Origin of the sequence: Mycobacterium heckeshornense (genome assembly GCF_016592155.1) — a bacterium.
Lineage (GTDB): Bacteria > Actinomycetota > Actinomycetes > Mycobacteriales > Mycobacteriaceae > Mycobacterium > Mycobacterium heckeshornense.
This window is the reverse complement of the sequence record NZ_AP024237.1, coordinates 2,560,341-2,578,084: the sequence shown is the minus strand read 5'-3', so window position 1 is coordinate 2,578,084 and position 17,744 is coordinate 2,560,341. Positions and strand designations below refer to the sequence as shown.

The 17,744-nt window shown below is 68.2% G+C and carries 17 protein-coding genes; 16 read left to right on the top strand and 1 reads right to left on the bottom strand.

Annotated features, from left to right (window positions below; genetic code table 11):
• Nucleotides 1-336: 336 nt before the first annotated feature.
• From infC to MHEC_RS12320, 4 genes are all read left to right on the top strand, one after another.
• A complete protein-coding gene (infC, locus tag MHEC_RS12335) occupies nucleotides 337-927 on the top strand; it encodes a translation initiation factor IF-3 (RefSeq protein ID WP_071700290.1) in 591 nt (196 codons plus the stop codon).
• Nucleotides 928-958: 31 nt separating this feature from the next.
• The gene (rpmI, locus tag MHEC_RS12330) at nucleotides 959-1,153 is read left to right on the top strand and encodes a 50S ribosomal protein L35 (RefSeq protein ID WP_048892310.1); all 195 of its coding nucleotides are present in this window, start codon (nucleotides 959-961) and stop codon (nucleotides 1,151-1,153) included.
• A gap of 39 nt (nucleotides 1,154-1,192) precedes the next feature.
• Entirely contained in the window at nucleotides 1,193-1,582 is a 390-nt protein-coding gene (rplT, locus tag MHEC_RS12325; protein WP_048892311.1) for a 50S ribosomal protein L20, read from the top strand.
• Between the two features lie 131 nt (nucleotides 1,583-1,713).
• Entirely contained in the window at nucleotides 1,714-2,490 is a 777-nt protein-coding gene (locus MHEC_RS12320) for a TrmH family RNA methyltransferase (protein WP_048892312.1), read from the top strand.
• A 21-nt stretch (nucleotides 2,491-2,511) separates the two neighbouring features.
• Here MHEC_RS12320 and MHEC_RS12315 read toward each other — a convergent pair whose 3' ends face one another.
• Entirely contained in the window at nucleotides 2,512-3,591 is a 1,080-nt protein-coding gene (locus MHEC_RS12315; protein WP_235434857.1) for an oxygenase MpaB family protein, read from the bottom strand.
• A 193-nt stretch (nucleotides 3,592-3,784) separates the two neighbouring features.
• On the opposite strand from MHEC_RS12315, the gene MHEC_RS12310 reads away from it, so the two are divergent.
• The 12 genes from MHEC_RS12310 to argH all read left to right on the top strand — a co-directional run bounded on the left by MHEC_RS12310 (nucleotide 3,785) and on the right by argH (nucleotide 17,698).
• Nucleotides 3,785-4,699, top strand: coding sequence for an adenylate/guanylate cyclase domain-containing protein (locus MHEC_RS12310; protein ID WP_048892313.1), 915 nt, complete (start codon nucleotides 3,785-3,787; stop codon nucleotides 4,697-4,699).
• A gap of 9 nt (nucleotides 4,700-4,708) precedes the next feature.
• A complete protein-coding gene (locus tag MHEC_RS12305) occupies nucleotides 4,709-5,512 on the top strand; it encodes a rhomboid-like protein (RefSeq protein WP_048892338.1) in 804 nt (267 codons plus the stop codon).
• A gap of 150 nt (nucleotides 5,513-5,662) precedes the next feature.
• Nucleotides 5,663-6,715, top strand: a complete 1,053-nt coding sequence (pheS, locus tag MHEC_RS12300; RefSeq protein WP_048892314.1) for a phenylalanine--tRNA ligase subunit alpha — start codon at nucleotides 5,663-5,665, stop codon at nucleotides 6,713-6,715.
• Nucleotides 6,715-9,201 carry a phenylalanine--tRNA ligase subunit beta gene (pheT, locus tag MHEC_RS12295; protein WP_048892315.1) on the top strand — a complete coding sequence of 829 codons (2,487 nt, stop codon included), beginning with the start codon at nucleotides 6,715-6,717 and terminating at the stop codon, nucleotides 9,199-9,201. Before pheS ends, pheT begins: the two co-directional genes overlap by 1 nt.
• Before the next feature lie 119 nt (nucleotides 9,202-9,320).
• Nucleotides 9,321-10,367 carry an N-acetyl-gamma-glutamyl-phosphate reductase gene (gene argC / locus MHEC_RS12290; RefSeq protein ID WP_048892316.1) on the top strand — a complete coding sequence of 349 codons (1,047 nt, stop codon included), beginning with the start codon at nucleotides 9,321-9,323 and terminating at the stop codon, nucleotides 10,365-10,367.
• Nucleotides 10,364-11,578, top strand: coding sequence for a bifunctional glutamate N-acetyltransferase/amino-acid acetyltransferase ArgJ (argJ, locus tag MHEC_RS12285; RefSeq protein ID WP_048892317.1), 1,215 nt, complete (start codon nucleotides 10,364-10,366; stop codon nucleotides 11,576-11,578). Before argC ends, argJ begins: the two co-directional genes overlap by 4 nt.
• On the top strand, nucleotides 11,575-12,456 hold the full coding sequence (gene argB / locus MHEC_RS12280; protein ID WP_048892318.1) for an acetylglutamate kinase: 882 nt from the start codon (nucleotides 11,575-11,577) through the stop codon (nucleotides 12,454-12,456). The genes argJ and argB overlap by 4 nt, the downstream gene beginning before the upstream one ends.
• Nucleotides 12,453-13,649: an acetylornithine transaminase gene (locus MHEC_RS12275; RefSeq protein ID WP_048892319.1), complete on the top strand. Its 1,197-nt coding sequence runs from the start codon at nucleotides 12,453-12,455 to the stop codon at nucleotides 13,647-13,649. Before argB ends, MHEC_RS12275 begins: the two co-directional genes overlap by 4 nt.
• Complete coding sequence (gene argF, locus MHEC_RS12270; protein WP_048892320.1) at nucleotides 13,646-14,572, top strand: ornithine carbamoyltransferase; 927 nt, start codon at nucleotides 13,646-13,648, stop codon at nucleotides 14,570-14,572. The genes MHEC_RS12275 and argF overlap by 4 nt, the downstream gene beginning before the upstream one ends.
• Nucleotides 14,569-15,063, top strand: coding sequence for an arginine repressor (locus MHEC_RS12265; protein ID WP_048892339.1), 495 nt, complete (start codon nucleotides 14,569-14,571; stop codon nucleotides 15,061-15,063). The genes argF and MHEC_RS12265 overlap by 4 nt, the downstream gene beginning before the upstream one ends.
• Nucleotides 15,064-15,080: 17 nt before the next feature.
• Complete coding sequence (locus tag MHEC_RS12260) at nucleotides 15,081-16,289, top strand: argininosuccinate synthase (protein WP_048892321.1); 1,209 nt, start codon at nucleotides 15,081-15,083, stop codon at nucleotides 16,287-16,289.
• On the top strand, nucleotides 16,286-17,698 hold the full coding sequence (gene argH / locus MHEC_RS12255) for an argininosuccinate lyase (protein ID WP_048892322.1): 1,413 nt from the start codon (nucleotides 16,286-16,288) through the stop codon (nucleotides 17,696-17,698). Before MHEC_RS12260 ends, argH begins: the two co-directional genes overlap by 4 nt.
• Nucleotides 17,699-17,744 lie beyond the last annotated feature (46 nt).

Here is a 17,744-nt window from a genome sequence, read left to right as displayed (position 1 = left end):
ACAGGCGTGCGACGTGGTCGCGGCGTGGCCAGGCATCGGTCCCGCTAAACACATCATGACTGCTAAACTGGCCGATGCGACCGTCCCGGCGAAGACCGGGGACAGCAAGTGGAGTCCCACTCCCACCGCTGGCCACGGGAACTCCCCGGAAGGCTCAGTGGTCCGGTCACAGGCAACCTGCCTGTTCTGCGCAGCGCGCAGGCGGCTCTCGCCGCGACCGGTCGGCATCAGGGCCCTGCTGCAGCAGGGCCTTTTTGCTGATGGCGGGTACCACGTGCTGCACCCGGCCGAGTCGGCGCCGGCCACTATTGAGGCAATACGACACAGGGAGGCCACATCAGCACTGAGACCCGCGTCAACGAGCGCATCCGCGTACCTGAAGTCCGATTGATCGGTCCAGGAGGAGAGCAGGTAGGCATCGTGCGCATCGAAGATGCACTCCGCGTCGCCGCGGACGCCGATCTCGACCTCGTCGAAGTCGCCCCCAACGCCAGACCGCCGGTCTGCAAGATCATGGACTACGGCAAGTACAAATACGAGGCGGCACAAAAGGCGCGCGAGTCTCGCAGAAACCAACAGCAGACCGTCGTCAAGGAACAAAAGCTGCGACCAAAGATCGACGATCACGACTATGAAACCAAGAAAGGCCATGTCATCCGTTTCCTGGAGGCGGGATCGAAGGTCAAAGTCACAATCATGTTCCGCGGACGCGAGCAGTCCCGGCCCGAACTGGGCTATCGACTGTTACAGCGCCTGGGTGCGGACGTCGCCGACTACGGCTTCGTCGAGACGGCCGCCAAACAGGACGGACGCAATATGACCATGGTGCTGGCGCCGCACCGCGGTGCAAAGACCCGGGCCAGGGCGGCGCGACAAGCGGTCGCACCTATGCCCGAGCCCCCACATAACGGCGATACCGAACGGTGATCGACCTGACAAGAGAGCAGAACTGAGAACCATGCCCAAAGCAAAGACCCACAGCGGGGCTTCGAAGCGGTTCCGGCGCACCGGAACCGGCAAACTCGTGCGCCAGCACGCCAACCGGCGGCATCTGTTCGAGCACAAGCCCACCACCCGGACGCGACGGCTGGAAGGTCGCACCGCGGTGTCGACGGTCGACACCAAGCGGGTCAAGTCGATGCTGAACGGCTGACCAGGTCACTACGTCCGAACGACGAAGATAGGAATAGCCATGGCACGCGTGAAGCGGGCAGTCAACGCCCACAAGAAGCGGCGCACCGTCTTGAAGGCTTCGCGAGGCTATCGCGGCCAGCGGTCTCGGCTTTACCGTAAAGCCAAAGAGCAGCAACTGCATTCGCTGAACTATGCGTTCCGCGACCGACGGGCCCGTAAGGGCGAGTTCCGCAAGCTGTGGATCTCGCGGATCAACGCCGCAGCGCGTGCTAACGACATCACCTACAACCGGCTCATCCAGGGCCTTAAAGCGGCCGGCGTCGAAGTGGACCGCAAGAACCTCGCCGACATCGCGGTGACTGATCCCGCGGCGTTCACCGCCTTGGTCGATGTCGCACGGGCGGCGCTGCCGGACAACGTCAACGCGCCTTCGGGAGAAGCAGCCTGACCCGGCCCGGCGACGATGCAGAGCGCGGAGCGCGATGAGGAGGAGCCGGGCAATCGGACCCGGCTCGGCGACGATGCAGAGCGCGGAGCGCGATGAGGAGGAGCCGGGCAATCGGACCCGGCTCGCGTCCGGTGCTCACCGAACGCTCGGGCCGGGTGGTCGCCGCGGTCAAACTTCACCGGCATGTCCGGCGACGCCAGGCGCGGCGCTTTCTCGCCGAAGGCCCCAACCTCGTCGAGGCCGCGTTCCGGCGGGGTTTGGTGCGAGAAGTTTTTGTGACCGAATCCGCGGCATGCCGACATGCCGAGTTGTTGCACACCCAGGGCGTACCCGTCCATCTGGTCAATGAGCGTGCTGCTAAAGCACTTTCGGAGACAGTGACTCCTGCAGGCCTGGTTGCGGTGTGCGAGCTGCCCGCCACCCGCTTGGAGGACGTGCTGGCCAGCAACCCTGTGCTGATCGCTGCCGCCGTCGAAATCGGTGAGCCCGGCAACGCAGGCTCGCTGATCCGCATCGCTGACGCGCTGGGCGCCGCGGCGGTTGTCCTGTCGGGGCACAGCGTCGACCCGTACAACAGCAAGTGTTTACGCGCCTCCGCGGGCAGCATCTTCGCGATCCCGGTCGTGGTCGCACCGGATGCTCGCGCGGCCGTCGCGGCAATGCGCAACGGGGGCCTGCAGGTGTTGGCGACCACACTGGACGCGCCGATGAGCCTCGAGGATGCCGAACCGCTGCTGAACCGGCCGACGGTGTGGCTGTTCGGAGCCGAATCGCGTGGCCTGCCGGCCGAGCTCGCCGAGTTGGCTGACCACCGGGTCCGCATCCCAATGTCCGGCGGCGTACAGAGCCTCAACGTGGCTGCGGCAGCAGCGATTTGCCTGTACCAGAGTTCACGCGCGCTGCGCTGACCGGCGTCAGCGCAGCGCACCTCATGCCGCGGTGCCGCGACCCCAGGCCGGGCGCAGGCCAGCCAGCGAAAACGTGGTGTGCACAAGCGAGCCCGCCCGCTCGATGATCGTCTTGCGCGGCGGGAAGTAATGCATCGGCAAGCCGCGGCGGTCGCGCGGCGGCGCCATGAACCGGGGTGCTTCCACCAGCGGCGCATCGGGCGGAATCCGGCCTTGCGCCCGGCGGTAGGCGGCCAGCGCCCGCGGATGCAACCGGATCTCGTCGGGCACGGCCATGAACGCCAGTTCCACGAACTTGCCGAACAGCCGCAATAACACCTCGTCTCCCGGTGTCCAGCGCATCCCGGCCTTCTCACGCACCGGCGGATCGAACAGCCCGGCGGCGATCCAACGTTGGCCGGCCATCCACGGTTTGAACAGCTGATCCCACAGCGGGGTGGGCATCAGCACGAATTTCGGCTTGGGGATTCGCATCTGGAAGATGTCGAGGGTGGCCTGGTTGATCTCCAAGCGCTCGCGACACACCCGGTCCCAGTACTCCTGGAATTCCTCCCAGGACCGGGGCACCGGCCGCATGCTCATCCCATACATCCGGTACCACTGCACGTGCTCGTCGAAAAGCTGGCGCTTTTCGGCCTCGGTCAGGCCGCCGCAAAAGTATTCGGCGACCTTGATCACCAGCATGAAAAACGTGGCATGCGCCCAATAGAAGGTCTCGGGGTTTAGCGCGTGGTAACGACGGCCGTTGGCGTCGACGCCTTTGATGGTGCGGTGGTAGTTCTTGATCTGTTGGGCGGTTTGGGCCGCACGGTCACCGTCGTAGACGACGCCCATGATCGGGTACACCGAGCGGGCCACCCGCTGCAGCGGTTCTCGCAGCAGGATCGAATGCTCCTCAACACCGGCGCCGAGCTCGGGGTACATGTTCTGGATCGCCCCGATCCACACGCCCATCATCCCGGTGCGCAGGTCACCGAAGTACTTCCACGTCAGCGAGTCAGGCCCCAACGGGGCGGCGTTGGCGGGCGCAGCCTGGCCTCCCGGATCACCCTCGAAGTATCGGGGCAGGGGCTTGGCCGACGTCGTTGGTGTGGCGGTCATGGCGGCCTCCTGATCCTGGTACGACCCACGATAATGTTGACAACGCATGTTGTCTACGATTTCCCGGGCGTGCCGCATGGCGGTCTCAGCCGGCGTCGACGGCATCAGCCCAGGCGGCCTGATCAGGCCGTTTGCCAGCCGCGGTGGCGCAGATCATGGCGGACCTCGTTGCCCCTCGCCGCAGCGTTTCCCTATGCTCGGCAAAGTGGAACTCGGGCCCGATCCGGCGTCCGGCAAGCCCGAGCAAGCGGCGACCGTGTCGGCTGCGCGCGACTCGCGACGGCTTTCGCCGGTGCAGTGGCTGCGCAGCGGGAACGAAAATCCGAAAGTAGTGGAATTGCTCCGCCGTGCCCGACGCGCCCTGCCGGGCGATCCCGAGTTCGGCGACCCCTTGTCCACCGCCGGTGACGGCGGTCCCCGTGCGGCCGCACGTGCAGCGGGTCGAGTACTCGGTGGTGCCGCATCCCGGGAGGTCGGCCTGGGCGCGCTTCAGCTGTGGCAGGCGTTGACCGAGGCGGTTTCTCGCCGGCCTGCCAATCCCGAGGTGACGCTGGTGTTCACCGACCTGGTGGGATTCTCGGAGTGGTCGCTGAACGCCGGCGATGATGCCGCCCTGAAGCTGTTGCGGCGGGCGGCGCGCGCCGTCGAGCCGCCACTGCTGGATGCCGGTGGACGCATTGTCAAACGTATGGGCGACGGCATCATGGCGGTGTTCGACAACCCGGTTGCCGCCTTGCGTGGCGCCTGCGCGGCAGAAAAAGCCCTCAAATCCGTTCACGTCGACGGCTATACACCACGGATGCGACTCGGCATCCACACCGGCCATCCGCGGCGCGTGGCCGCGGACTGGCTCGGTGTCGATGTCAACATCGCCGCGCGGGTCATGGAACGCGCGACCAAGGGCGGCATCATGGTGTCCGGTCCCGCGCTGGACAAGATTCCGCAATCCGAACTGGATCGGCTCGGCGTCGTCGCCAAACGCGCCCATCGACCGCTGTTCGGCGGCAAGCCCAGCGGTGTTCCCACCGACATGGTCATCTACCGCATTGAAACTTCGAGGGAACTGACAGGTGCCGGTGCAGACGACGACACCACTCGGCAGGCATAGTGGATGCCGATGATTCTTGGGATCTTGTCGCGGATGGCACGGGTTCGGATCACGCTCAGTTACGCGGCCGCCCTGGTCGCGGTCAGTACCGCGCTGGTGGTCCTCGGTCCCCGAGTGCAGCACCAAGTGATCCTGCACGTCAGCACCAACCTGCATAACTTGGCCCGCGGGAAAATCGGAACCCTGTTCGGCAGCGCGTTCGTCATCGACGCCGCCCCGATGTACATCTGGCTACCGGGCTTGGTGTGTCTGCTTGCGCTGGCGGAATTGCATTGGCGCAGTGGCCGGCTCACGGTCGCGTTTCTGCTCGGCCACGTCGGCGCGACCCTGGTGGTGGCGGCCGGGTTGGTCGCCGCGATCGAATTCGGCTGGCTGCCGCTGTCGATCAGCCGGGCCAGCGACGTCGGGGTCAGCTACGGCGCCGTCGCGGTCCTCGGCGCGTTGACCACCGCGATCCCGCGGCGCTGGCGGCCGGCCTGGATGGGCTGGTGGCTGGCGGTCGCGCTGGCGAGCGCTGCGCTGGGCGCCGAATTCACCGATGCCGGGCACACCGTCGCGCTGCTCATCGGGCTGGCGCTGGCCACTCGCTTCGGCCGGCCCGCCCACTGGACCCGGGTGCGGTATGCGCTGCTGGCGGTGGGCGCTGCATTCGGCTTCCTGTTGCTGGCGCACACCGCGGTGACCGTGCTGACCGGCTTGGCCCTCGGCACGCTGAGCGCCCTGGTCGCCCACACGATCGCGCGCCGGCGCGTGACGCGCAAGTCCCTGAAGACGTCTGCGCTAATCGCCGGGGAGCCCGTCACACAAAGTTGAGCGAGGTTCTCCGCAGCTCACCGGCCGAAACGGGCCGGAGGGCGGCCGCACCGATCACCTATGATCGGCACTTGCGTCCCGCACGCAGGAGCGCCGCTCGTCACGCCGCCGGCGCGGGGACGCAACCAGCCAGCTAAGGAGCCTCGCCGCGTGGGTGATCAACCCGTCGATCCGTCGATCGTCTCGCCGGAGGCGCTGACCAAAGCCGTCAACGCCGCCCGGCAAGCCTTCGCGCTTGCCGGTGATCTCGACGCGCTGGCGCGCGCCAAGACCGAGCACCTCGGCGATCGCTCACCCCTGGCACTGGCTCGCCAAGCGCTGGCCTCGCTGCCCAAAGCCGAGCGCGCCGACGCCGGTCGGCGCGTCAACGCCGCCCGCGCCGACGCCCAACACAGCTACGACGAGCGGCTGGCCACGCTGCGCGCCGAGCGCGACGCGGCGGCTCTGGTGGCCGAGCGCATCGACGTGACCCTGCCGTCGACCCGGCAACCACCCGGCGCGCGCCACCCGATCACCCTCCTGGGCGAACACATCGCCGACACCTTCATCGCGATGGGCTGGGAACTGGTCGAGGGACCGGAGGTCGAGACCGAGCAGTTCAATTTCGACGCGTTGAACTTTCCACCCGACCACCCTGCCCGCAGCGAACAGGACACCTTCTATATCGCGCCGGAAGGCTCCCGCCAGCTGCTGCGTACCCATACTTCGCCGGTGCAGGTCCGCACCCTGCTCGTGCGCGACCTGCCGGTCTACGTCGTCTCGATCGGCCGCACGTTTCGCACCGATGAGCTCGACGCCACCCACACACCGGTGTTCCACCAGATCGAGGGCCTCGCGGTGGACCGGGGGCTATCGATGGCGCATCTGCGCGGAACCCTGGATGCATTCGCCCGGGCCGAGTTCGGGCCCGAGGCGCGCACCCGTTTGCGTCCGCACTTCTTCCCGTTCACCGAACCGTCGGGGGAGGTCGACGTGTGGTTCGCCGACAAAAAGGGCGGCGCCGGCTGGGTGGAGTGGGGCGGCTGCGGGATGGTCAATCCGAACGTCTTGCGCGCCGCCGGCATCGACCCCGAGGTCTACACCGGGTTCGCCTTCGGCATGGGGCTCGAACGCACGCTGCAGGTCCGCAACGGCATCCCCGACATGCGCGACATGGTCGAGGGCGACGTGCGGTTCTCGTTGCCGTTCGGGGCGGGGGCCTGATGCGGGTTCCCTATAGCTGGCTCCGCGAAGTCGTCGCGGCCGGGGCGCCCGGATGGGACGTGCCGGCCGACGAGCTCGAGCAGACGCTGCTGCGCATCGGCCACGAGGTCGAGGAGGTGATCAGGCTCGGTCCGGTCACCGGCCCGTTGCGCGTCGGGCGGGTAGTCGCGATCGAGGAGCTCACCGGCTTCAAGAAGCCGATTCGTGCCTGTCTTGTCGATGTCGGGGAATCGCAGCCGCACGAAATCATTTGTGGTGCAACTAATTTCATTGTTGACGATCTTGTCGTGGTGGCGTTGCCCGGCACCTCGTTGCCCGGTGGACTCACCATCACCGCCCGTAAGGCCTATGGGCGAAACTCTGACGGCATGATCTGCTCGGCCGCCGAATTAGGTTTGGGCGCAGACCATTCCGGCATCCTGGTACTGCCGGCGGGCACCGCCGAACCCGGGACCGACGGTGCCGAGGTGCTGGGTTTCGACGACGTGGTGTTCCACCTGGCCATCACCCCCGATCGCGGCTACTGCATGTCGGTGCGAGGTCTGGCCCGTGAGATCGCCTGCGCCTACGACCTCGACTTCGTCGACCCCGCCGACGTGGCGCCGCTACCGGTGGAGGGCCCGGCGTGGCCGCTGACCGTCCAGCCCGAGACCGGGGTGCGCCGCTTCGCGCTGCGACCGGTCGTCGGGATGGACCCGGCCGCGGTGTCGCCGTGGTGGATGCAGCGCCGGCTGCTGCTATCGGGCATCCGGGCGATCTCGCCGGCGGTCGATGTCACCAACTACGTCATGCTGGAATTGGGCCACCCGATGCATGCGCACGACCGCGACCGCGTTACCGGTGGCTTCGCGGTGCGGTTTGCGCGGCCCGGCGAAACGGTGACCACCCTCGACGACGTCGAACGCCGGCTCGAGCCCGCCGACGTGCTCATCGTCGACGACGTCGCCGCGGCGGCGATTGGCGGGGTGATGGGCTCGCGCAGCACCGAGACACACCAGGGCTCCACCGGAGTGCTGCTGGAGGCCGCGGTGTGGGATCCGGCCGCGGTGTCGCGCACCCAGCGGCGGCTGCATCTGCCCAGCGAGGCCGCCCGCCGCTACGAGCGCGCCGTCGACCCGGCGATCTCGGTGGCCGCCCTGGACCGCTGCGCCGCGCTGCTGGCCGAGATCGCCGGTGGCACGGTCTCGCCGACGCTGACTGACTGGCGGGGTGATCCGCCGCGCGACGACTGGTCGCTTCCGCCGATCCGCATGGGCGCCGAACTGCCCGACCGCATCGCCGGTGTCGCATTTCCGCCGGGCACGACCGTGCGCCGGCTCACCCAGATCGGCGCCGCGGTGACCGTCGACGGCGACATGCTCACCGTGACGCCGCCGAGCTGGCGGCCCGATCTGGTGCAGCCCGCAGATTTGGTCGAGGAAGTGCTGCGGCTGGAAGGCTTCGACGTGATCCCCTCGGTGCTGCCGGCGGCGCCGGCTGGGCGCGGTCTTACCGGCGAGCAGAAGCGGCGCCGCGCGATCGGCAAGTCGCTAGCGCTGTCGGGCTATGTCGAAGTCCTGCCGACGCCGTTTTTGCCGGCGGGGGTGTTCGACCGGTGGGGCCTGTCGGCCGACGACCCCAGGCGTATCACCACGCAGGTGCTCAACCCGCTGGAGGCCGCCCGCCCGCACCTGGCTACCACGCTGCTGCCCGGGCTATTAGAGGCGTTGGCGCGCAACGTCTCCCGCGGCATGGTCGACGTCGCGCTGTTCGCGATCGCGCAGGTGGTGCAGCCTACCGAACAGACCCGCGCCGTCGGGCTTATCCCGGTGGATCGCCGTCCCACCGATGAGGAGATCGCGATGCTGGACGCCTCGCTGCCCCGCCAGCCCCAGCACGTCGCGGTGGTGCTGGCCGGCATGCGGGAACCGCGCGGCCCGTGGGGACCCGGCCGACGGGTCGAAGCCGCCGACGCGTTCGAAGCGGTTCGGGTCATCGCCCGCGCCTGCAGCGTCGATGTCTGCCTGCGGGCCGCACAGCATCTCCCGTGGCATCCCGGCCGGTGCGCCGAGGTGCTGGTCGGCGAGATCGTCGTCGGGCACGCCGGGCAACTGCATCCCGCGGTGATCGAGCGCTGCGAGCTGCCGGCGGGCACCTGCGCGGCCGAGCTGAACCTGGACGCCATCCCGCTGGTCGAGGCGCTGCCGGCGCCACGGGTGTCGCCGTTCCCCGCGGTGTTCCAGGACGTCAGCTTGGTGGTCGACGCCGACGTGGCCGCGCAGGCGGTGGAAGACGCGGTGCGCGAGGGCGCGGGCGAGTTGCTGGAGGATATCCGGTTGTTCGACGTCTACACGGGTCCGCAGATCGGCGACGACCGCAAGTCGCTGACGTTTGCGCTTCGGTTCCGGGCACCGGATCGTACGTTGACCGAAGATGACGCCAGCGCTGCGCGCGACGCGGCGGTGCGCTGCGCCGCCGAGCGGGTGGGTGCCGTGCTGCGGGCCTGACTTCCCGGCGCGGTTTTCCGCCTTGCAGACGGGTACGCCCCGCATTTTGCGGCGGATACCGTGCTTCCGTGTCCGCTCGGGCAGGAATGAATTTGCATCGTGGTGCATAAGAATGCAGAATGACGGCCATGACCGTGCGTGTGGCGGTAGCCGGTGCCAGCGGCTATGCCGGGGGCGAAATCCTGCGGCTGCTGCTCGGTCACCCCGCTTACGCCGACGGCCGGCTAACGATCGGTGCGCTGACCGCGGCCGGTAATGCCGGTAGCACGCTGGGCGAACAGCACCCCCACCTGCTCCCGCTGGCCCAGCGGGTCCTCGAACCCACCGAGGTCGATCTGCTGCGTGGCCATGACGTCGTCTTTTTGGCGCTCCCGCACGGGCATTCGGCGGCGCTGGCCCAACAGCTCGACCCGGCGACGCTGATTATCGACTGCGGCGCGGATTTCCGCCTCACCGAGCCGGCGGCCTGGCAACGGTTCTACGGCTCGCCGCACGCCGGCAGCTGGCCGTACGGCTTGCCCGAACTGCCCGGCGCGCGCGAGCGGCTGCGCGGCGCCCGCCGCATCGCGGTGCCGGGCTGCTACCCGACGGCGGCCCTGTTGGCGCTGCTGCCCGCCGTCGCCGCGGACCTCGTCGAACCCGCCGTGACGGTGGTCGCGGTCAGCGGCGCGTCCGGCGCCGGCCGCGCCGCCAAGACCGACCTGCTCGGCGCGGAGGTCATCGGATCGGCACGGGCCTACAACATCGCCGGCGCCCACCGGCATACCCCGGAGATCGTGCAGGAGCTGCGGAAGGTCACCGACCGCGACGTCACCGTGTCGTTCACACCGGTGCTCATCCCCACCGTGCGGGGCATCCTGGCCACCTGCACCGCCCGCACTCGCTCGCCGCTGTCCCAGCTGCGCGCGGTATACGAAAAGTGTTACGGCAGTGAGCTGTTCGTTTACCTGCTGCCGGAGGGGCGGTTGCCGCGTACGGGTGCCGTGATCGGCAGCAACGCCGCCCACATCGCCGTCGCGGTCGACGAGAAGGCCGCCACCTTCGTCGCGGTCGCCGCCATCGACAATCTCGTGAAAGGCGCCAGCGGCGCGGCTGTTCAGGCAATGAACCTGGCGCTGGGGTGGCCGGAAGCCGAGGGCCTGCCGGTGGTGGGGGTGGCGCCGTGACCGACCTGGCCGATGCCGTGCGGCTGGTGCGTAACCAGGGGGTGACCGCTCCGGAAGGCTTTCGCGCCGCCGGCATCGCCGCCGGTATCAAGTCCTCCGGCGCGCTGGATCTGGCGCTGGTTTTCAACGAGGGCCCCGACCACGCCGCGGCGGGCGTTTTCACCCGCAACCGGGTCAAGGCCGCACCGGTGCTCTGGACCCAGCAGGTGCTGACCACCGGCCGGCTGCGCGCGGTGATCCTGAACTCCGGCGGCGCCAACGCCTGCACCGGGCCGGCCGGCTTCCACGACGCCCACGCCACCGCCGAGGCCGTTGCCGCCGCGTTATCGGACTGGGGGACTGAGACCGGTGCTATCGAGGTCGCCGTCTGCTCCACGGGGCTGATCGGCGACCGCCTGCCGATGGACAAGGTACTGGCCGGAGTGCGGCAGGTGGTGCACGAGATGGCGGGCGGGCTCACCGGCGGCGAGCATGCGGCCCGGGCCATCATGACCACCGACACGGTGCCCAAACAGGTGGCGCTGCACCATCCCGGAAACTGGACCGTGGGTGGGATGGCCAAGGGCGCCGGGATGCTGGCGCCGTCGCTGGCCACCATGCTGTGCGTGCTGACCACCGACGCGGTAGCGGAGGCGTCAGCGCTCGACCGCGCGCTGCGCCGCGCCGCCACGCTCACCTTCGACCGCCTCGACGTCGACGGCAGCTGCTCCACCAACGACACGGTGTTGTTGCTCGCCTCCGGCGCCAGCGAAATCGTGCCCAGCCAAGCAGATCTCGACGATGCTGTGCAGCGGGTGTGCGACGACCTGTGCGCGCAGCTGCAGGCCGACGCCGAGGGTGTCACCAAACGCATCACGGTCGCAGTGACCGGCGCGGCCAGCGACGACGACGCCGTCACCGCGGCGCGGGCGATCGCCCGCGACAGCCTGGTCAAGACCGCCATGTTCGGCTCTGACCCGAACTGGGGCCGGGTGGTCGCCGCCGTCGGCATGGCGCCGGTGACCCTCGACCCGGATCGGATTGCAGTGTCGTTCAACGGCTTTCCCGTGTGCCGCAACGGGATGGGAGCGCCGGGAGCACGGGATGTGGACTTGTCGGCGGCGGACATCGCCATCGGCGTCGATCTCGGGATAGGCAACGGTCAGGCCGCAATCCGCACCACCGACTTGTCGCACGGCTATGTCGAAGAGAACTCGGCGTACAGCTCATGACGACCAGTGCATTGCCCACCCAGGTCAAAGCCCAGGTGCTCGCCGAAGCGCTGCCCTGGCTCAAACAACTGCACGGCAAGATCGTCGTCGTCAAATACGGCGGCAACGCGATGACCGACGACACGCTCAAGCACGCGTTCGCCGCCGATATGGCGTTTTTGCGCAACTGCGGTATTCATCCCGTCGTCGTGCACGGCGGGGGACCGCAGATCACAGCGATGCTGCAGCGACTGGGCATCGCCGGTGACTTCAAGGGCGGATTCCGGGTCACCACACCGGAAGTGCTCGATGTCGCGAGGATGGTGCTGTTCGGTCAAGTGGGTCGGGAACTGGTCAACCTGATCAACGCACACGGACCCTACGCCGTCGGTATCACCGGTGAGGACGCCCAGCTGTTCACCGCGGTGCGCCGCAGCGTGACCGTCGACGGTGTGGTCACCGACATCGGACTGGTCGGCGACGTCGCGCAGGTCAACTCCGCCGCAGTGCTCGATCTGATTGCGGCGCGCCGTATTCCGGTGGTGTCCACCCTCGCGCCGGACACCGATGGAGTGGTGTACAACATCAACGCCGACACCGCGGCGGCGGCGCTGGCCGAAGCGCTGGGCGCCGAGAAGCTGTTGATGCTCACCGACGTCGAAGGGGTCTACACTCGCTGGCCGGACCGGGATTCGCTGGTCAGCGAAATCGACACCGCGACACTTAGTCGGCTGCTGCCGACCCTGCAGACCGGGATGATCCCCAAAGTCGAGGCGTGTCTGCGCGCCGTTGCCGGCGGCGTGCCCAGCGCACATGTCATTGACGGACGCGTCGCCCATTGCGTGTTGGTCGAGCTTTTCACCGACGCAGGCACCGGCACCAAGGTGGTGAGCGCATGAGCGGCCCCACGAGCAACACCGCGGCCATGCAGCAGCGCTGGTCGGCGGTCATGATGAACAGTTACCCCACCCCGCCGGTGGCCCTGGCCAGCGGTGACGGCGTGCTGGTCACCGACGTCGACGGCAAGTCCTACCTGGACCTGCTGGCCGGTATCGCGGTCAACGTGCTCGGCCATCGTCACCCCGCCGTGGTCGAAGCGGTCTACCAGCAGATGTCGACGCTGGGCCACACCTCCAACCTGTATGCCACCGAACCCGCTATCGCCCTGGCCGAGGCGCTGGTCGGCTTGCTGGGCGCTGACGCGCGGGTATTTTTCTGCAACTCCGGCACCGAGGCCGTCGAGCTGGCCTTCAAGCTGTCGCGACTCACCGGCCGCACCAAAGTTGTTGCGGCACAAGATGCTTTCCACGGCCGGACGATGGGCTCGCTGGCGCTGACCGGCCAGCCGGCCAAGCAGGCGCCGTTTGAGCCGCTGCCCGGTGAGGTCACCCATGTGCCGTACGGCGACGTCGACGCGCTGGCCGCGGCGGTGTCCGACGACACCGCCGCGGTGTTCCTGGAACCGATCATGGGCGAGCGCGGAGTCGTCGTTCCACCCGACGGCTATCTCGTTGCGGCACGTGACATTACCAGCCGCCACGGTGCGCTGCTGGTGCTCGATGAGGTGCAGACCGGGATGGGCCGCACCGGCACATTCTTCGCCCACCAGCACGACGGCATCACCCCGGATGTGGTGACGCTGGCCAAGGGCCTGGGCGGTGGGCTGCCGATCGGTGCGTGCCTGGCGGTCGGGGCGGCCGGGCAACTGCTCACGCCCGGGCTGCACGGCAGCACCTTCGGCGGCAACCCGGTGTGTGCCGCAGCGGCCCTGGCGGTGCTGCGGGTGCTGGCTGCCGACGATCTGGTGCGCCGCGCCGGGATGCTGGGAAAGGCGTTGCGGCACGGCATCGAATCGCTTGGTCATCCGCTGGTCGACCACGTTCGGGGCCGCGGTTTGTTGTGTGGTGTCGTGCTGACCGCGGCGAAAGCCAAGGAGGCCGAGACGGCTGCCCGCAGCGCCGGTTTCCTGGTCAATGCCGCCGCACCGGACGTCATCCGGTTGGCGCCGCCGCTGATCATCAGCGAGCACCAGATCGACGCATTCGTCACCGCATTGCCGGCGATCCTCGACACTGCCGGGGGCGCTGCATGACCCGACACTTTTTGCGCGACGACGACCTGTCACCGGCCGAGCAAGCCGAAATCCTCGAGCTGGCAGCCGAACTGAAGAAAGATCCGCTCAGCTATCGTCCTCTCGAAGGCCCGCGCGGCGTCGCGGTCATCTTCGACAAGAACTCGACCCGCACCCGGTTCTCGTTCGAGATGGGCATCGCACAGCTGGGCGGGCACGCGGTGGTCGTCGACGCCCGCAGCACCCAGCTGGGCCGCGACGAGACTCTGGGTGACACGGCAAAAGTGTTGTCCCGCTATGTCGATGCGATCGTGTGGCGCACCTTCGGTCAGGATCGGCTCACCGCGATGGCCGCGGCCGCCACCGTGCCGGTCGTCAACGCGCTGTCCGACCAATTCCATCCCTGCCAGGTGCTGGCCGACCTGCAGACGATCGCCGAACGCAAAGGATCGCTGCCGGGTCTGCGGCTGTCCTACTTCGGCGACGGCGCCAACAACATGGCGCACTCGCTACTGCTGGGCGGTGCCACCGCCGGCCTCCACGTCACGATCGCTGCTCCGGGCCTGTTCGCTCCCGACCAGGCGGTGCGGGTCGCCGCCGAAAGGCGCGCAGCGGCCACCGGCGCGTCGGTCACCGTGACCACCGACCCGCGGGCCGCGGCCGAAGGCGCCGACGTCCTGGTGACCGACACCTGGACGTCGATGGGGCAGGAGGACGACGGCCGAGACCGGCTGCAGCCGTTCTGGCCGTTTCAGATCAACGCCGAACTGCTGGCGTTGGCCGAACCGGACGCGATTGTGCTGCATTGTCTTCCGGCACATCGGGGCCACGAGATCACCGACGACGTGATCGACGGTGCGCGCAGCGCCGTGTGGGACGAGGCCGAAAACCGGTTGCATGCGCAAAAAGCGCTGCTGGTCTGGTTACTGGAGCGGTGCCGATGACTCGGTCGAAAACCTCGTCGGAGATCACCCGTGCCGGCCGGCAGGCCCGTATCGTGGCGATCCTGTCCTCGGCATCGGTGCGCAGCCAAGGCGAACTGGCCGAACGGCTGGCCGCCGAGGGGATCGAGGTCACTCAGGCCACGCTGTCGCGGGATCTCGAGGAACTCGGCGCGGTGAAGCTGCGCGGCGCCGACGGCGGCGTCGGCGTGTACGTCGTGCCGGAAGACGGCAGCCCGGTGCGCGCAGTCTCGGGCGGCACCGGACGGCTGTCGCGGCTGCTCGGCGAGCTGCTGGTGTCCACCGACGCCACCGGAAACCTCGCCGTGCTGCGCACACCGCCCGGCGCCGCCGACTATCTGGCCAGCGCCATCGACCGCGCGGCGCTGCCGTACGTCGTCGGAACCATCGCCGGCGACGACACCATCTTCGTGGCGGCCCGCGAACCGATGACCGGCGCCGAGCTGGCCGCCACACTGCAAAGCCTCAAGTGAGATAAGGAGATTGGCTCATGTCCGAGCGCGTCATCCTGGCGTATTCCGGCGGCCTGGACACCTCGGTGGCGATCAGCTGGATCGGCAAGGAGACCGGCCGGGAAGTCGTCGCGGTCGCGATCGACCTGGGGCAGGGCGGCGAGGACATGGAGGTGGTGCGTCAGCGTGCCCTGGACTGCGGCGCGGTGGAGGCGGTCGTCGTCGATGCCCGCGACGAGTTCGCCGAGAGTTATTGCCTGCCGACGATCATGTCTAACGGGCTCTACATGGACCGCTACCCGCTGGTGTCGGCGATCAGCCGGCCGCTCATCGTCAAACACCTGGTGGCGGCCGCCCGCCGGCACGGTGGCAGTATCGTCGCACACGGCTGCACGGGCAAGGGCAACGACCAGGTGCGCTTCGAGGTTGGGTTCGCCTCGCTCGCACCGGATCTGGAGGTGCTCGCACCGGTCCGCGATTACGCGTGGACGCGTGAGAAGGCCATCGCATTCGCCGAAGAAAACGCCATCCCGATCAATGTCAGCAAGCGGTCGCCGTTTTCGATTGACCAGAACGTGTGGGGCCGTGCGGTGGAAACCGGTTTCCTGGAGCACCTGTGGAATGCGCCGACCAAAGACGTGTACGCCTACACCGAAGATCCCACCGTCAACTGGAACACTCCCGACGAGGTGATCGTCGGGTTTGAGCGGGGCGTGCCGGTCTCGATCGACGGCAGACCGGTCACCGTCCTGCAAGCCATCGAAGAGCTGAACCGCCGCGGCGGCGCCCAGGGCGTCGGGCGGCTCGACGTCGTCGAGGACCGGCTGGTCGGCATCAAGAGCCGCGAAATATACGAGGCGCCCGGCGCGATGGTGCTCATCACCGCCCATACCGAACTCGAACACGTGACGCTGGAGCGTGAGCTCGGCCGGTTCAAACGGCTGACCGATCAGCGCTGGGCCGAGCTGGTTTACGACGGCCTGTGGTACTCGCCGCTGAAGGCCGCCTTGGAGGCTTTTGTCGCCAAAACCCAGGAGCATGTGACCGGCGAGATTCGAATGGTGTTGCACGGCGGGCACATCGCGGTCAACGGTCGGCGCAGCCCCGAATCGCTGTATGACTTCAACCTGGCCACTTACGACGAGGGCGACAGCTTCGATCAGTCCAAGGCGAAGGGCTTCGTGTACGTGCACGGGATGTCGTCGAAACTGGCCGCCCGCAGGGACTTGCGCGCAGAAATGCCATGAGCACCAACGAGGGATCGCTGTGGGGCGGGCGTTTCACCGACCGGCCCTCGGATGCATTGGCCAGGCTCAGCCGCTCCACTCACTTCGACTGGGCACTGGCACCGTACGACATCGCGGCGTCGAAAGCCCATGCCCGGGTGTTGTTCCGGGCCGGGCTGCTCAGCGAAGAGCAGCGCGACCGGCTACTGGCGGCACTGGAGGGCCTCGGCCGGGATGTGGCCGACGGCAGCTTCCGGCCGCTGGACACCGACGAGGATGTCCACGCCGCCCTGGAGCGTGGTCTGATCGAGCGAATAGGCCCCGACCTGGGTGGCCGGCTGCGGGCCGGCCGGTCGCGAAATGACCAGGTGGCCACGCTGTTTCGGATGTGGCTGCGCGACGCGGTGCGGCGAGTCGCTGCCGGCGTGCTTGACGTGATCGCCGCGCTCACCGATCAGGCCGCTGCCCACCCGACCGCCGTCATGCCGGGCAAAACACACCTGCAATCCGCGCAGCCGATCCTGTTGGCCCACCATCTGCTTGCGCACGCCCATCCATTGTTGCGCGACGTGGACCGGATCATCGACTTCGACGAACGCACCGCGATTTCACCGTATGGATCGGGCGCACTGGCGGGCTCGTCTCTGGGGCTCGATCCTGATGTAGTCGCAGAAGAGCTCGGGTTCTCGGCAGCCGCCGACAATTCGATCGACGCGACCGCGGCCAGGGATTTCGCCGCGGAGGCGGCGTTCGTGTTCGCGATGGTCGCGGTCGACCTGTCCCGGCTCGCCGAGGACATCATTATCTGGAGCTCAACGGAGTTCGGCTATGTCACGCTGCACGATGCGTGGTCTACGGGCAGTTCGATCATGCCGCAGAAGAAAAACCCGGACATCGCCGAGCTCGCCCGCGGCAAGTCCGGCCGGCTGATCGGCAACCTGGCGGGACTGCTGGCCACGCTGAAAGGGCTGCCGCTGGCCTACAACAGGGATCTACAAGAGGACAAAGAGCCGTTGTTCGACTCGGTGGCGCAACTGGAACTGCTGCTGCCCGCGATGGCCGGCCTGATCGGCAGCATGACCTTCGATGTGGAGCGGATGGCGGCGCTGGCGCCCGCGGGCTACACACTGGCCACCGATATGGCGGAATGGCTTGTGCGACAAGGCGTACCATTTCGAGTGGCGCATGAGGCGGCCGGCGCAGCGGTTCGCGAAGCTGAGCGGCGCGGTGTCGGCCTTGACGAACTGAGCGACGAGGATCTGGCCGCGATCAACCCTGCGCTGACCCCTGGTGTCCGTCAGGTGCTGACGATCGACGGTTCGGTCGCCTCGCGCGACGCGCGCGGGGGCACCGCGCCGATCCGGGTCGCAGGGCAGCTGGACGGCGTGCGCGAGGTCGCCGCTTCGCTGCGCCGGCGGTTGCGTTGCTGATCATCCCTCGCTGAGCATGCGGCGGTGGACCGCCGAGCAAACCCGG